At 45.7% G+C, this 15,595-nt stretch carries 15 protein-coding genes and 1 other annotated feature; of the genes, 6 read left to right on the forward strand and 9 right to left on the reverse strand.

Annotated elements, in window-relative coordinates; all coding sequences use genetic code 11:
- The 3 genes from F0231_RS12375 to F0231_RS12385 form a co-directional block, all read right to left on the reverse strand.
- The gene (locus F0231_RS12375) at nucleotides 1-591 is read right to left on the reverse strand and encodes an aminodeoxychorismate/anthranilate synthase component II (protein WP_171760041.1); all 591 of its coding nucleotides are present in this window, start codon (nucleotides 589-591) and stop codon (nucleotides 1-3) included.
- Nucleotides 592-595: 4 nt separating this feature from the next.
- Nucleotides 596-2,158: an anthranilate synthase component 1 gene (locus F0231_RS12380; protein WP_171760042.1), complete on the reverse strand. Its 1,563-nt coding sequence runs from the start codon at nucleotides 2,156-2,158 to the stop codon at nucleotides 596-598.
- Between the two features lie 130 nt (nucleotides 2,159-2,288).
- Nucleotides 2,289-2,392, reverse strand: a sequence feature (Trp leader region).
- Nucleotides 2,339-2,464, reverse strand: coding sequence for a Trp operon leader peptide (locus tag F0231_RS12385; protein WP_171760043.1), 126 nt, complete (start codon nucleotides 2,462-2,464; stop codon nucleotides 2,339-2,341). (Overlaps the previous feature by 54 nt.)
- An 82-nt stretch (nucleotides 2,465-2,546) precedes the next feature.
- Between F0231_RS12385 and F0231_RS12390 the strand changes: the two genes are divergently transcribed.
- The 3 genes from F0231_RS12390 (at nucleotide 2,547) to rluB (ending at nucleotide 5,115) form a co-directional block, all read left to right on the forward strand.
- Nucleotides 2,547-3,413 (forward strand): PHP domain-containing protein, encoded by an 867-nt coding sequence (locus F0231_RS12390; protein ID WP_171760044.1) that lies wholly within the window; start codon nucleotides 2,547-2,549, stop codon nucleotides 3,411-3,413.
- Between the two features lie 36 nt (nucleotides 3,414-3,449).
- A complete protein-coding gene (locus F0231_RS12395) occupies nucleotides 3,450-4,070 on the forward strand; it encodes an L-threonylcarbamoyladenylate synthase (RefSeq protein ID WP_171760045.1) in 621 nt (206 codons plus the stop codon).
- A gap of 106 nt (nucleotides 4,071-4,176) precedes the next feature.
- Nucleotides 4,177-5,115 (forward strand): 23S rRNA pseudouridine(2605) synthase RluB, encoded by a 939-nt coding sequence (gene rluB / locus F0231_RS12400; protein ID WP_171760046.1) that lies wholly within the window; start codon nucleotides 4,177-4,179, stop codon nucleotides 5,113-5,115.
- A 55-nt stretch (nucleotides 5,116-5,170) separates the two neighbouring features.
- Here the strand turns inward: rluB and F0231_RS12405 are convergent, their stop codons facing one another.
- From F0231_RS12405 to trxB, 4 genes are all read right to left on the reverse strand, one after another.
- A complete protein-coding gene (locus F0231_RS12405; RefSeq protein WP_171760047.1) occupies nucleotides 5,171-5,362 on the reverse strand; it encodes a DUF1289 domain-containing protein in 192 nt (63 codons plus the stop codon).
- A 92-nt stretch (nucleotides 5,363-5,454) separates the two neighbouring features.
- Nucleotides 5,455-7,176: a cysteine/glutathione ABC transporter ATP-binding protein/permease CydC gene (cydC, locus tag F0231_RS12410; protein WP_171760048.1), complete on the reverse strand. Its 1,722-nt coding sequence runs from the start codon at nucleotides 7,174-7,176 to the stop codon at nucleotides 5,455-5,457.
- On the reverse strand, nucleotides 7,169-8,956 hold the full coding sequence (gene cydD / locus F0231_RS12415) for a cysteine/glutathione ABC transporter permease/ATP-binding protein CydD (RefSeq protein ID WP_171760049.1): 1,788 nt from the start codon (nucleotides 8,954-8,956) through the stop codon (nucleotides 7,169-7,171). Before cydD ends, cydC begins: the two co-directional genes overlap by 8 nt.
- Before the next feature lie 147 nt (nucleotides 8,957-9,103).
- The gene (gene trxB / locus F0231_RS12420; RefSeq protein WP_171760050.1) at nucleotides 9,104-10,066 is read right to left on the reverse strand and encodes a thioredoxin-disulfide reductase; all 963 of its coding nucleotides are present in this window, start codon (nucleotides 10,064-10,066) and stop codon (nucleotides 9,104-9,106) included.
- Between the two features lie 402 nt (nucleotides 10,067-10,468).
- On the opposite strand from trxB, the gene F0231_RS12425 reads away from it, so the two are divergent.
- Together F0231_RS12425 and F0231_RS12430 are read left to right on the forward strand one after the other, a co-directional pair.
- Nucleotides 10,469-11,125 (forward strand): 2OG-Fe dioxygenase family protein, encoded by a 657-nt coding sequence (locus F0231_RS12425; protein ID WP_171760083.1) that lies wholly within the window; start codon nucleotides 10,469-10,471, stop codon nucleotides 11,123-11,125.
- A complete protein-coding gene (locus tag F0231_RS12430; protein ID WP_171760051.1) occupies nucleotides 11,109-12,344 on the forward strand; it encodes a cysteine desulfurase-like protein in 1,236 nt (411 codons plus the stop codon). Before F0231_RS12425 ends, F0231_RS12430 begins: the two co-directional genes overlap by 17 nt.
- Before the next feature lie 91 nt (nucleotides 12,345-12,435).
- Here F0231_RS12430 and F0231_RS12435 read toward each other — a convergent pair whose 3' ends face one another.
- Nucleotides 12,436-13,260: a DUF2797 domain-containing protein gene (locus F0231_RS12435; protein WP_171760052.1), complete on the reverse strand. Its 825-nt coding sequence runs from the start codon at nucleotides 13,258-13,260 to the stop codon at nucleotides 12,436-12,438.
- 303 nt (nucleotides 13,261-13,563) lie between these two features.
- Here F0231_RS12435 and F0231_RS12440 point away from each other — a divergent pair, with 303 nt between their 5' ends.
- Nucleotides 13,564-14,865, forward strand: a complete 1,302-nt coding sequence (locus F0231_RS12440; protein ID WP_367613474.1) for a GGDEF domain-containing protein — start codon at nucleotides 13,564-13,566, stop codon at nucleotides 14,863-14,865.
- Here F0231_RS12440 and F0231_RS12445 read toward each other — a convergent pair.
- On the reverse strand, nucleotides 14,862-15,518 hold the full coding sequence (locus F0231_RS12445) for a vancomycin high temperature exclusion protein (RefSeq protein ID WP_253825795.1): 657 nt from the start codon (nucleotides 15,516-15,518) through the stop codon (nucleotides 14,862-14,864). The two genes, F0231_RS12440 and F0231_RS12445, sit on opposite strands and share 4 nt — an antisense overlap.
- Nucleotides 15,519-15,595 lie beyond the last annotated feature (77 nt).

Below are 15,595 nucleotides of genomic sequence, written 5' to 3' on the forward strand. Positions count from 1 at the left end.
TTAATCCTTTTTAGTATCGAGAGCCCAGTCAATCGCGTTGGCTAGTAGCGTGGCGCCATAGGTCGTCATAATCGACTCTGGGTGAAATTGGAAACCGCAAACTTTGTCTTCTTCTTGTACCACTGACATAACTAGACCATCGACTTCAGCCGTAATCGTTAGAGAGTCAGGCACATGAGTTGCAACCAGAGAGTGGTAGCGCGCAATGGCAAGGGGTGAAGGTAAATCTTGGTACGTTGAGTGCGATTGGTGTTCCATCATTGACACTTTTCCGTGAATGATTTCACCAGCGCCTGCCACTGTACCGCCGTATGCTTCCACAATCGCTTGATGACCAAGACAAATACCAATCATTGGCACTTTACCTTTTAAGCGTTGGATGATCTCTGGCATTGAGCCCGCCTCAGACGGTGCACCTGGACCGGGAGAAAGTAGTACAACAGGGTTATCGAGTGACTGCACTGCTGATTCAAAAACATCGGCCGAAATGTTATTACGGTAGATCGTGACTTGGTGGCCTAGCGAGCGAAATTGGTCAACAAGGTTGTAAGTAAACGAATCGAAGTTGTCGATAAATAGTATATTCGCCATGGGTCTACTTCTCCTTATGCGCTGACTGAATCGCAGAAATGACGGCTTGTGCTTTTCCGCGTGTTTCATCGGCTTCAGCTGGTGGGTCTGAGTCAAACACCACACCTGCACCTGCTTGAACTTGAGCGATGCCGTTCTCTACATATGCAGAGCGAATGACGATACATGTATCTAGCGTGCCTTCTCCGGTTAGGTAACCCACCGCGCCACCATAGCTACCTCGACGAGTCTTCTCTACGTCTCGGATTAACTGCATTGCGCGAATCTTTGGTGCGCCAGTTAACGTTCCCATATTCATACAAGCTTGGTAAGCGTGCAGGGCGTCTAGGTCTTCACGAAGTTGACCAACAACGCGAGAGACTAAATGCATAACATGGCTATAACGGTCTACTTTTAGTAGGTCAGCGACGTGGCGGGTTCCCGCTTGTGAGATACGAGCAACATCGTTACGTGCTAGATCAACCAGCATCATGTGTTCCGCGTTCTCTTTTTTGTCTGTACGCAGCTCAAGCTCAATACGGCTATCAAGATCGAAATCGATGTCACCATTTGGACGCTTACCACGGCGGCGAGTACCAGCGATTGGGTAAATCTCCACTTGATTGGTGTTGGTCTCGTATTTCAGCGCACTTTCAGGAGACGCACCGAATAACGTAAACAGCTCATCTTGCATGTAGAACATGTAAGGGCTTGGGTTTGATTGTTTTAGCTCTTTGTATGCGGCAAGTGGTGAAGGGCAAGGCAAAGTAAATCGGCGCGATGGCACAACTTGGAACACATCGCCTTTGACGACGTATTGCTTTAAGTCACGGACCGTTTGGCAGAAGTCTTCATCTGAGACACTTGGCTGCGCGGTTGTATCTTGGACTGTTGTCGCTTTTGGTAGTAGCTTTAGTTCAGCGCACTGCTTTTGAATCGAATCAAGTCGAGCCTGAATTGTCGCTTTTTCAGCCTCAGCAAAGATGGTTGCTTGTAGGTCACAAGACTTCTTTTGGTGGTCGACGACAAGTAGCGTCTCTGCGACGTAAAAAACGTAATCTGGGCATTGATTTGATGCTGCAGCTTCGCCTAGAGGCTCAAAGTTTGCGACTAGGTCATAAGCAAAGAGACCGCCAACAAAAATAGCGTGCTTATGCAGGCCTTCAATGTCAAAACTGTGTTGGATTAAACGAAGCGCATCGAATGAAGAGGCTTCGCGTAAACGAGAGTCTTCATCGAGAGTATTACAAGGGGCAGCATATTCGATGACAAGTACGTTGCCGTCAAAGCTATGCTGAATGTCTGCATGAATGTTGTTTGTTAAATGAGACAGTAACTGGCGACCATTATCGGTCAGTGCTGTCATTGTGACGGTGTGACCGAAACAGACGATACGAACGGCAGAGTCTACAATCAATAAACTTTGTAGATCTTGCTTTGAATCGATTTCAGCTGACTCAAGCAATAGGCTATCTGTCTTATTCTCACACAGAGTATGAAAGAGTTGTGTTGGATCCTGAGCATAAGGAGCTGTTGTTCGAATGAGCTCTAATTGACCTAGCTTTTGGATATCAATGGCCTTGTTCACAAGACCTCCTTTTATTTTAATAATTTCTTCTTCCTGCCGTACATAGTCGCATAAAGCAAACGTTGACCCAATGAGGTTTTGGTTAAATCTGACGATTGTTTAAGCAGTTAGATGTGAGACAGACAACAAAACAAAAAAGCCCGCTATCGTAGCGGGCTTTTTAAACATGAATTCTATAATTTAAAAGTACACGTTTGCCCACCAAGAACTAGTCCAAGTGCGCCACCAAGCAAGCTCAGTCGTGTGACTGCTGCTAGTATTGATACTAACTTTTGCTTTCTGCTTTGCTTGGATGTCTTGTAACATAGTGAGCCTTAATTCAGGTACTTCGTATTTGTGTACTAGTTAACTAGTGCAGAGGTAAAAAGTCAATAGAAAAAATGAAAATATGAGAATTGATCTACATAGCCACACGACCGCCTCTGATGGACGATTACCACCGAATGAATTGATTGATAGAGCGTTGAGTTTCAACCTTGATGTGCTTGCGATTACTGACCATGATACGGTCGATGGCCTTCATTTAGCTCATCAATATATCAACGAGAATGAACTGCCCGTGAAGCTCATCAATGGCATCGAGATTTCTACCGTTTGGCAAAATAAAGATATTCACATTGTAGGTCTAAACATTGACCCACAATCGCAAGCTTTGTTGGCGCTCATTGAGCAACAAAAAGCGCACCGAGTATCGCGAGCGGAGCTGATTGCGCATCGTCTAGAAAAAGCGACGCGTGAGGGTGTACTCGAGGAAGTGAAAGAGATTGCTGGGGATGCGCCAATAACTCGTGCCCATTTTGCTAAGTGGTTGGTTGATAATGGTTATGCTAAGACCATGCAGCAGGTGTTTAAAAAGTTCTTAACGCGCAATAACCCAGGCTATGTGCCGCCAACATGGTGCTCGATGAAAGATGCTGTTGAGGCGATTCATGCAGCGGGTGGACAAGCTGTTCTTGCTCACCCAGGGCGTTATGATCTCACGGCGAAATGGGTAAAGCGTCTATTGGGCGCATTCGTTGAAGCGGGTGGTGATGCGATGGAAGTTGCTCAGCCTCAACAAGCTCAACAAGAAAGGCGCAACCTTGCCGATTATGCTATACAATACAAACTATTAGCCTCTCAAGGCAGTGATTTTCACTATCCATCGCCGTGGATGGAGCTTGGACGAAACCTTTGGTTGCCGTCTGGCGTAGAACCGGTATGGAAAGATTGGGGTATTGAGCCTTCGATAACGGATTCCATCAATACCGATTAACTATAGAGTCGTGAGACTCGATAATGAGGAATTACAATGAGCCAGTTTTTTTACGTTCACCCAGAAAACCCACAGGCTCGCTTGATTAACCAAGCTGTAGCAATCATACGTAACGGTGGGGTAGTGGTTTACCCGACTGATTCAGGCTACGCACTTGGCTGTCAGCTTGAAAACAAACAGGCGTTGGAGCGTATTTGTCAGATCCGTCGTCTAGATGATAAGCATAACTTCACCTTGCTTTGTCGCGATCTGTCTGAGCTTTCACTCTATGCACGTGTTGATAATGGCGCATTTCGCCTGCTAAAAAACAACACTCCAGGTCCTTACACGTTTATCTTTAAAGGGACGAAAGAGGTGCCTCGTCGCTTGATGAACTCTAAGCGTAAGACGATTGGTATTCGTGTTCCTGACAATCAAATCGCACTAGATTTGCTTGAAGCACTTGGCGAGCCCTTGATGTCGACGTCTTTGATTTTACCGGGCAATGAGGTGACGGAATCTGATCCTGAGGATATTCGCGACAAGCTAGAGCATGCGGTCGATTGTATTCTTAACGGTGGCTACCTTGGCGAACAGCCAACCACTGTGATTGATTTCAGTGATGACGAGCCTAAGGTTGTTCGCCTTGGCTCTGGCGATCCGGAACCATTCGAATAATCAAAAGTTAGTGATTTCCTCCACAGTTTTTGCGATAATGTGCGACCGCGATTTTGGGTCGCACTTGTTTATTCGACGTCTGCGAAGACGACACATAGGTAGATAAATGAACGAAAAATTACAGAAAGTATTAGCTCGAGCTGGCCATGGCTCTCGACGCGAGCTTGAATCATTGATTAAAGCGGGACGCGTAAGTGTTAACGGCATTGTAGCTAAACTTGGTGAACGACTAGAAGATGAAAACGCAGTTGTGCGTATCGATGGTCATACTGTTTCTGCTAAAGCGCAGGAAGAAGTAGTCTGTCGTGTACTCGCGTACTACAAGCCAGAAGGTGAACTGTGTACACGTCATGACCCTGAAGGTCGTCGCACTGTATTTGACCGTCTACCTAAGATTCGCGGTTCTCGTTGGATCTCTGTTGGTCGTCTGGATGCAAATACATCTGGCCTTCTTCTGTTTACAACGGATGGCGAACTCGCTAACCGTTTGATGCACCCAAGCCGTCAGGTTGAACGTGAATATCTAGTGCGCGTTTTCGGTGAAGTGAATGAGCAAAAGGTGAAAAACCTAGTTCGTGGCGTTGAGCTAGAAGATGGTATGGCGCGCTTCGAAGATGTCGTGTACGCAGGTGGTGACGGTATGAACCACACCTTCTACGTTGCGATTAACGAAGGTCGTAACCGTGAAGTTCGTCGTCTATGGGAATCTCAAGATACAACAGTTAGTCGCCTGAAACGTGTGCGCTACGGTGATATCTACCTAGACAAGAAACTGCCACGTGGTGGATGGATGGAACTTGATCTGAAAGAAGTGAACTATCTACGTGAACTGGTAGAACTTCGCCCAGAAAAAGAGACGCTACTTGACGAAAACAAAGCGAACACATCACGCAAGCGTGAACGTTCACGCAGCCAGAAGATTCGTCGCGCAGTTAAGCGTCACGAAGAGCGAGTGAACAGCGGTGGTGGTCGTAGCAACAACCCATCTCGCCGTAAGCCAAAGAAAGCAGCAGGTAAACCTAACGCTCGTAACAAGCAGCGTTAATTGCTCAAGAATTTGAAAAAAGCAGCTAATTGGCTGCTTTTTTTGTACCTATCAACTAGCGGTGTCGTTTCATCCGTTTTCGCTCGTTACAGCGTTGAATGATTCGCTGCTTCTCTTTGAGTGAAGATTGTGACCAATTGAGTATCTCTTCGAGTGTTCTGAAGCACCCGAGGCAGATATCGTCACAATCTAAGCAACAGTGACGAATGCAAGGGTTGGCTGGCGGTTCTTGACTCGATCTACTCAAAGCGAATCCGTAGGAGTGAATAGGCTTAACCTAATTATAAACAAAAAGGCCCAAACAAGAGATTGTTTGGGCCTTAGTAAGTTAATGCTGTTTTATAGTGTTTGGCTGAGTGCGTAGTAGCGACCTTGTTTCTCCATGAGGTCGTTGTGACTACCATGCTCAACAATTTCACCTTGCTCAATCAGACAAATCGAGTCCATCTTATCAAGGTTTACTAAGCGGTGAGTGATAAACACCACGGTCTTACCCACAAAGTGCTCTTCGAACAACGTCATGATCTGTTGTTCAGTTTGTTTGTCTAAACCTTCTGTAGGCTCATCGAGCAGTAGAATAGGCGCATTGTGAAGTAAGGCGCGAGCGATACCAATTCGACGTTTCTCACCACCAGATAGCTGACGACCACCATCACCAAGCCACGTATCAAGCGCGGTATCTTCGAGTAGTTTTTGAAGTCCCACTTTAGCGAGGGTCTGCTCAAGTTCTGAATCGGACGCGTCAGGCTTTGCCATCAGCAGGTTGTCTCGTAATGAGCCATTTAGGATATCGACACGTTGACTAACTACGCTGATTGCGCGTCGAAGCTGGCTCTCACTCCATTCCTGGATAGGGCGTCCAGCAATTTCGATGCTACCGCTTTGCACATCCCAATAGCGGTTCAATAGCTGCAGCAGTGTCGATTTGCCTGATCCCGTTTGCCCAACAATCGCGATTCGATGCTGTGCAGGGATGTTTAAGTCCACGTTATTAACGACATTGCTTTCACCATCAGGGTAGTGAAATGAAATACCTTTGTACGCGATGGAGAACTCACCCGAGTGGCTAATCTGGTTGTCAGGGAACGACACTTCGGGCTCAGAAAGAATGATCTCATTTAAGCGACGAGCGGAAGTCAGCGTTTGCCCTAAGTGTTGGAAAGCGCCAGCAATAGGCATTAGCAATTCAACACTTGCTAGAGTAGCAAATGCGACTAACGCAATCATTGGGTCCGGAGTATTGCCACCCACGCCATCAGCGGCAAGCCACAACATAAGAACCACAGTCCAACCGTTCGCGAGCATCAGTAGAGCTTGAGCTAAACCTGAGAAGTGCGCATTAAAGAACTGGTTTTTCAGCAGCTTTTCTTGAGTGTTTAAAATCGCATTGCGGTAACGTTCTTCTGCCCCGAAAATGGTTAGCTCGCTGTAGCCTTGTAACCAATCTAGCGTAGAGACACGAAGGTCCGCTTTGTTCTGTGTTAGAGCTTGTCCGTTACGTTTACCGAGTTTGTAGAAGAGCACTGGCCAAGTCACAAGGATGATCATTAAGACCGCTCCCAACGTTAGGCCGAGTTCTTGATCAAACCAGCAGATAAGCGCGGTCAAACCAAGAATAGCTAACGTGCCAACGACCATAGGGCTGACGAGTCGCAAGTAGACATGATCCATTGCGTCGATATCAGCAACTAAGCGGTTCAGCAGGTCTGCATCACGCAAGTTAGATACTCGACCCGGAATGAGCGGTGCTAGCTTAGAAAAGAAGAAGACACGTAAATCAGTCAGCAATTTAAAGGTAGCATTATGGCTAACGACACGTTCACCCCAACGACCAGCAGTACGGCCCATAGCGAAACCGCGCACAAAGGCACCGGGTAACATGTAGTTGAAGGTCTCGCGAGCAATGGTTAAACCGGCCACAGCAGCGGCAGACAAGAACCAACCAGAAAGAGTTAATAGGCCGATAGACGCTGCAACGGTCAGGAACGCCAACAACATTCCAAGTGACAGACCAAACCAATGTTTTTTGTACAGTTTGAGGTAGGGAAGTAAATCACGCATCTAAGTTCCCCTTATTTGCTTGGTTCAGAGCTTGGTTTGCATCAAGCATGGTTTGGAACAGACCTGATTCGCTTGTCAATTGATTGAATGTTCCAGCTTGCACGATCTGACCATCTTGCATCACTAAAATTTGGTCGACATTTTGTAATGGTGTCAGTTGGTGAGTCACCATTAACGAGGTTTTGCCTAAGATCTGTTTTTCTAGACCTTGCATAACCAATCGTTCACTTCGCGCATCCAAACTAGCCGTAGGCTCATCAAGAAGCCAGAACTGACCGTTTTGTACCATCGCGCGAGCAAGAGCAAGTCGCTGCGCTTGTCCAACCGATAGGCCACCAGAGCGATCTGAAATTGGGTAATCTAAACCATGTTGATTGACAAATTCGGCAGAGAATGACTCTTCTAACGCTGAATTGATTACGTCATCGTTCACGTTCAGTTTACCTAGAGTAATATTGTCGCGAATTGAACCGTGAAGCAAAAGTGGGTTTTGTCCAACCCAGCTGATTTTTTCACGCCAGTTACCAAGATCCAGTTCACTGCGCTCTATGCCATTGATCGTTAAAGAGCCTTGGTAAGGCAAAAAGCCTAAGATAGCGTTAATCAGGCTTGTTTTACCTGCACCACTTGGCCCAACAAGTGCTGTGGTTTGTGAGCCCGAAAGTTCGAAGCTAATAGGGCCAACAAGCTTTTGACCTTCTGGTGAGAAGACTTCGAGGTCTGATGCTTTGATGGTAATAGCTTCGTTATCAGCGAGTTGTTTCTCACCTGAACGGACGGTTTCAACGTCTGTTTCAATGAATTCAACGATACTTTCGGCAGCGCCGACAGCCTGCTGCTTCGCATGGTAAAAGGTACCAAGGTCACGAAGTGGTTGGTAGAACTCCGGAGCGAGCACCAAAATAAACAAGCCAGCAAAGAGTGTAACGCCAGCGCCGTAGTCACCAAAGTTGAGTTCACCGATAAAAGCAAAACCGAAATAAACGGCTGTCAATGCAATTGAAATAGAGGTGAAGAACTCAAGAACCGCGGATGAAAGGAAAGCGATCTTCAGTACGTCCATTGTGCGCGTACGGAATACTTCCGATGCGCCATGCATGACTTCCGTCTCTGCTTTAGTGCGGTCAAACAGGCGAATGGTCGTCATTGACTGTAAACGGTCGTAGAAGTGACCAGAAAGACGTTGAAGTGCTTTGAAGTTCTTGCGGTTCGCGTCAGCGGCTTTCATTCCGACCAGTGCCATGAACATTGGAACTAGAGGAGCAGTAATTAGGAAGATTAGACCTGCTGCCCAGTTCACAGGGAAGACGACAATCAAGATGACAAAAGGTACTAATACTGACAGCGACATTTGCGGCAGGTAGCGAGCAAAGAAGTCATGCATATCTTCAACTTGTTCAAGTAACAAGGTTGCCCATGCTCCGGCTGGTTTCCCTTTGATATACGCAGGCCCTAGCTCACGAAGTTTGTCGAGGATCAGTTGACGAATATAAATACGGATCTGTTCGCCGCATCGGTAACCGGCTATCTCGCGTCCCCAAGAGCAAAGAGCACGCACGGCCACGACAGCTGCTAGACCAAAGAAATAGGGAACAAGTTCATATTTGTCGACTTGTTCAATAATGAGTTGGTGCAAAATGGTGGCAAGCAAAGCGGCTTGCGCCAATAGGAAAATGCTTGAAACTACACCTAGGCCGACAGCAATCATAAGCCAGCGCTTGGCGAGCTTACTCTGCTGCTTGAGCCACTGATTCAAGCTGCGTTGTTTCTTTTTATCCATCGTGAAGGCTTAATGAGAATTATTATTAATGAATTAGAAGGGCGCATTATACAAAAGAAAGCCCCGCGGGAATACCGCAGGGCTTTAAGGATTTGAGCGAAAAATGAAAAATATTATTTAGATTTCGTTCATTACTTGTTTGGATGTTTACTTACTATCAGCCAGTGCGTCGAGGAAACGCTCTGCGTCTAGTGCTGCCATACAGCCAGTACCCGCCGATGTAATCGCTTGACGGTAGTTGTGATCCATCACATCACCCGCTGCAAATACGCCAGGGATGCTGGTTTGAGTCGCGTTACCTTCTAGGCCAGATTGAACGATGATGTAACCATCTTTCATTTCTAGTTGGCCTTCAAAGATAGACGTGTTTGGCTGGTGGCCGATTGCGATGAAGGCACCCATTACATCGATTTGTTCAATAGAGTCTGATTGAGTGTCTTTAATACGAACACCTGTTACGCCCATTTCATCACCCACAACTTCTTCCAGTGTGCGGTCAGTGTGAAGAACGATGTTGCCGTTTTCGACTTTGTCCATTAGGCGCTTTACAAGGATCTTTTCTGCGCGGAACGTGTCGCGACGGTGAATTAGATGCACTTCTGACGCAATATTTGATAGGTAAAGTGCTTCTTCCACAGCGGTATTACCACCACCAACTACAGCGACTTTCTGGTTGCGGTAGAAGAAACCATCACAGGTTGCACACGCAGAAACGCCGCGGCCTTTGAACGCTTCTTCTGACTCAAGGCCAAGGTATTTTGCTGATGCGCCTGTTGAGATAATTAAAGCGTCACAAGTGTACTCGCCGCTGTCACCTTTTAGGCGGAAAGGACGCTGGCTGAAATCGACTTCATTGATGTGGTCAAAAAGGATTTCTGTTTCAAAGCGTTCAGCGTGCTCTTTCATACGATCCATAAGACCTGGGCCAGTAAGACCTTCTGGATCACCTGGCCAGTTTTCTACTTCTGTGGTGGTCGTTAGCTGACCACCTTGCTGCATACCTGTTACAAGCACTGGGTTTAGGTTCGCTCGCGCAGCGTAAACTGCGGCTGTATATCCGGCAGGGCCTGAGCCTAGAATAAGTAAACTACTGTGTTTTACGTCGCTCATTTGTGCTCCATTAGCGGTGACGCTTTATCATTTATTTGCATTCGATTGTATGGAATATATGGGGGCAATAAAAGGGTTACCAAGGTGTCAGACTGTAATAATTGGTTATAGATTAGAACGCAAACGTTCACTTGGCGATTTTCGAGCCTTATCTAAGTTACTGATGTAGATAGGAATTGCTAAACCAGATAGTAGAGTGTTCTAACTTTTTAACCTTAACAATCTTCAAACTGAAACTATAAACTAGTTATTTTAAAATTATTGGAGGTTAGTTTCTTATTTGTGTTTTTGTTGGGTTGAAATGCTGAATTTTATTGATCTAACGATATATGTGCGCAAATAATGCATGTGAACAAGATGTTAATTATAAAATTCGAATGTACCTTCATTAAGGAGATGATGATGCTACATCAGCGTGAAACTACACTTCAATTGACTAAACTTAGCGATTCAGCCATTGCTCAGTTAGCGCCATCTTTTATGCACTTGCCTAGCACGGAACATGCAGATGGACAATATCGGTTGAGACGTTACTCGGTAGTTAAATTACTCGACGGAAAGGTGATCGACTTAAAGCAAAATGAATTTATGCAGACAGACGATATCAACCGATTCCAAGGTAACGTGGTTAGACAGTTTGAAGGGATAGAAACGCCGATCCTTAAAAGTGAAGGTATGCGAGAGATGTGCACCATGTTCGCAGCCTCTAACCAGCTTGAAAACGGGCAAGAGATTGAAATCCACCAAATTCGTATTTCCGCTATTTTCGATGAAACGCAAGTTGCACCAGAAGGCGTGCATCAAGATGGCTTTGAGCACATCGCTCTAGTAGGTATGGGCCGCCACAATATTGAAGGTGGCGATATCATGCTTTACAACAGTTTCAACGAAGCGCCATTCTTTAGAAAAGTGCTCGCTAGCGGTGAAGTAGCAATGCTTGCGGATAACAAACTATGGCACAACGCTCAACCAATCCGTTCAGTTATTGATGGTCAAGAAGGCCACATGGATGTGTTCGTTCTAACAGCAAAAGGTTCAAAGCATGAGCTTCACTCCTAACTTAGCGAGAGCGCAGTTTAGCGCTTTAAGTCAGACGCATAATGATCTTCCGGTCATCTTTTTGGATGGCCCTGGTGGCTCACAAGTCCCGAAATCGGTACTAGAGTCGATGCAAGCTTATCTGGGCTTTTTTAACTCAAACTTGGGCGGACACTATTTCTCAAGTCAGCAAACAACTGGGTTGATGAAACAAGCACGAGAATATGCCCAAGCGTTGCTCAATGCTGAGTCGAGTGACAACATCGTTTTTGGCGCTAATATGACATCGCTGACTTTTCAGTTAAGTCGTGCGATCAGTCGTGATTGGCAATCAGGCGATGAAATTTTGGTGACGTCGTTAGACCACTACTCCAACGTTTCTAGTTGGCAACAAGCGGCTGAAGATAAAGGCGCTGTTGTTCATCAAGTCCGCGTAAACGAAGAAGATTGCAGTCTTGATATTGAGCACCTAGTTTCTTTGTTGAACAACAAAACCAAATTGGTTGCTTTGACCTTTGCGTCGAATACAACGGGTTCGATAGTCGATGTTAAACGTGTTGTTGAAGCGGCTCATGCGGTAGGCGCAATGGTGTATGTGGATGCGGTTCATTACGCACCTCATCACCTGATTGATGTTCAAGAGCTTGGGTGTGATTTTCTAGCTTGTTCGGCGTATAAATTCTTCGGACCTCATGTTGGGATTGCTTACATTGCACCTAAATGGTTGCAGGCGCTCAAGCCATATAAGGTGGAACCTGCAACGGATATCGGACCTGGGCGTTTCGAGACGGGAACTCAAAGCTTCGAAGGGTTATCTGGTTTAGTCGCGGCGGTGAAGTATCTTTCTCAATGGGGAAAGAGCAGTGGTACGCTACGAGAGCGTCTTATTGAGTCATACCGTCAATTCAATCAGCATGAATCCAGAATCAGTGAACGTTTTTTAGCGCGCTTGCCTGAGCTTGAAGGCGTCAAATTGTACGGGCATTTAGAAAGCGATAGCGAGTTGCGAACACCAACATTCGCATTGACGTTCGATAACCATTCACCGGAATATGTTGCTAAAGCTTTAGGTCAAAGAAATATTTGTGTGTGGAACGGTCACTTCTATGCACTTGGCTTGGTACGTCAATTGGGGCTAGATGCAAACGGTGGGGTAGTGCGCGTAGGCTTTATGCATTACAACACGCTTGAAGAAGTGGATGTGTTCTTCGATGAGTTGAAGATTATCTTGGGTCAGTAGAGCTCGATTTAATCGCCAAACAAATGCCAGTCAATTAGGTTGACTGGCATTTTTGCGTTATATAGCGAGAGAACTTTTTAATTCTATAGAGCTAGGCAGATACTTCGACTTCATACGAGGTGAACTTACGAATGTTGATCACGCCTGTATCAAAGATCATGTATTGACCTTTGATCCCTTGAAGCACACCGGTTACTTCTGGGTTTTTGTCGAAGTTATGTGAGGTAATCTTCGTCGGATGCTGGTTTACTGGGTAGTTGATCGGTGTAATGTTCTCGTTCAAGATTTCAATTGCGTCATCGCCAAATTGTTGTTTAATCTCAGCAATCTTATCTTCGACAAGAGGCAACAGCTCTGCAAAGCGAGCTTCAAGCGCCATTGGCTCACCATCACCTTTAAGCAGCGTTCGCCAATTGGTTTTATCCGCAATGTGTTTAGCTAACTCGACCTCTATGAGCCCAGATATGTAGCGGGTCTTGACCTTGAAGATTGGCAGCCCTTGAGTTGCACCTTGGTCAATCCAACGTGTCGGAATTTGAGTGTGACGAGTAATGCCTACTTTCAAACTGGAGGTGTTTGACAGGTAGACAAAATGATCAACCATACAGTTTTCTTCACCCCATTGAGGTTCTCTACAGGTACCTTGATCGTAGTGACAAGTCTCAGGCTTCATAATGCACATATCGCAGCTTGCGAGCTTCTTCATGCAGACAAAGCAGTGACCTTGAGAATAACTTTTCTTAGTTTTCTTACCGCATGAGCAGCAAAAGATATTCCCAGTATGAGTCAGTGTTAGGGGTTGCCCGATAAACGGAGACAGATCGACAGACTCATCTCCAACAGGTAGGTGGTAATGAACCGTGTTTTCGAGAGACGCGCGCATTTTGCTTAGCGTCCCTTTAGCGAGTAAAGACATGACAGTGCTCTTAAGTCTATGAGGGTTATTTATACCCTCTATAATTTTTAGCTAGTGTAGCAGGTTTTTGCGTTGACTCTTACCTCTCCCGTCGTCGCATAACACGGATGATTATGTTTTGTTCAAGTCATCATCTAACACACATTTTCCCGCAACATTTATGAGTGATCTCATAATATTATTGATTCATAACGCATTAAAACGAGATAGAATGGAATCAAGGTCATACAATTACAAAAGACCGGCTTGTATAGGTTCTTAAATGTCGTAGCTATTGGTGGCATTAGCTTAATGGATTGAGTAGTGAAAGTTGTACATAAGATAATTTTTGGCTTGGTGATCGCGACTGTGCTTTTGGTGCAACTCTATTGGATGCACGGCGGGAGTCTGGTGTATAAAATATCGCCAGACCGATTAGTTTTCGCTGATACCAATGATCAATCCCAAGGTGGTGGGTCTACTACCACATTGTCGGTCATCAATGACACTGTTGTTCTAGAATGCAACTTACAAAAGACGGCAGACTATGGTTGGCCATATTGTGGCATCTCTATCACGCTTGGAGAGTCCAACACAAAAGGCATAAACCTTGGCAAATACCACACCATTCGTTTAAACATTGACTTTGACCAGTTAGACAACGAAGCTGCCCCTAGCACGCGCTTTTATTTGAGAAATTTTAATCGTGCCTATTCACGCGTCGATAATGAATATACTCAAAAATACAACGGACTAGAGTACACGCCTGGCGTCGATAACGGTGTGATTGAAATTCCTATTGCGAACTTACAAGTTATGACGTGGTGGCTTGCGGACAACGAAATCTCTATTGCTCACTCTGCTCCAGAGTTTACCAATACGACCATGCTAGAGCTCGCCACAGGATCTGGCCACAATTCAGGTCGCTATGTAATGACCATCAACAGCATTGAATTCGTTGGTCACTACATTTCAGGTGAAGATTTAATGCTTGGCTTACTGGTTTTCTGGGTTTCACTTGCGCTCATCTACAGCGTGGTGGAGATCAGGCGTAGCCATCAATTGATCCTGCAATCGCACTTTCGCCAAAATCACCTGAAGAAGCTTAATCGAAGCTTAAAAGAGCAAAATGTGCACTTTGCTGAACTGGCGAATAGAGACGCTTTAACTGGGGCAATGAACCGTCACTCGATACGTGATTGGTTGGACACGAACTATGACGGCAGCTCACGTGGAAACAAACAACTATCCGTTTTGTACCTAGATATTGACCATTTTAAACACGTTAATGATGAGTATGGCCATGCTATGGGCGATGACATCCTCCGTGAATTTACGATGGTGATTTTAAGCAGCTTGAGCCCTAGCGAGCGATTGGTTCGGTGGGGAGGTGAAGAGTTTGTGGTTTTCTGTCCGGGCCTGACACTAGAAGATGCGACAGAGCTTGCGGAAACGATCTGTCGTAAAGTAGAAGCGCATATTTGGGTTCATGGTGACCCTTTGACGACAAGTATTGGTGTCGCATCATTGAGAGATGAACGTAGCAACGAAATGTTAACTCGTGCCGATGAGGCGCTCTACTTGGCCAAGAGAAACGGGCGAAATAGAGTTTCTGTTAGTCGTTAGTCGTTAGTCGTGATGGCACCGGAATTAGTGCTGTCGTCCATGATATGTTCAGGCAGCTGGCTAAGGATTGGCTCTTTAGGACCTAAAAATTTTGGCTTGGTATTGGTGATATAGATATCGAGCACGGCTTTTGCTCTGGCAAACACTTCACGCATCCGCACTTTCCAACCTGAGTGACGTGTAGGCCCGGGTACGGCAAAACATTTGGCATTAATGTCGTGTGAGTTTGCAATGAAAAGCGCGCGCTCACAATGGAACTTCTGGCTGATGATAAGAAAGTTGTCAGTATCGAAAATCTCTTTGGCTCTTACCACAGAATCTAAGGTTCTGAATCCTGCATAATCGAGAAAAATCTTCTCTTCAGGTACTTGTGCTTTGAGCAAATCACGCTTCATGGTCCAAGGTTCATTGTACGAACGGTGGGCATTGTCGCCACTTAATAGAAAGTGCTGTACCTTTCCTTTATTGTACAAGTCTATGGCTGCATCCATCCTGTGCGAGTAATACTCATTGAGAATCCTTCCGAGATACTTACTGGTCCCTAGAACAACGGCGACATCAAAGTTGTCTACCTGTTGTGGTTCTGTGTAGAGCTGGTCTTTAGCTTGGTAAGAGACCCAACGATCAATGAAGAAAAGAGTAGCGGCGAGCATCAGCGCGAGAACAGGCACCCAAGCCAGAACTTTAAGCAACAGGCTCAGAGAGAAGGTGTGTTGTGGTTTTCGGTGAA

Source organism: Vibrio sp. RE86, assembly GCF_013114545.1.
In the GTDB taxonomy this organism is placed as follows: domain Bacteria; phylum Pseudomonadota; class Gammaproteobacteria; order Enterobacterales; family Vibrionaceae; genus Vibrio.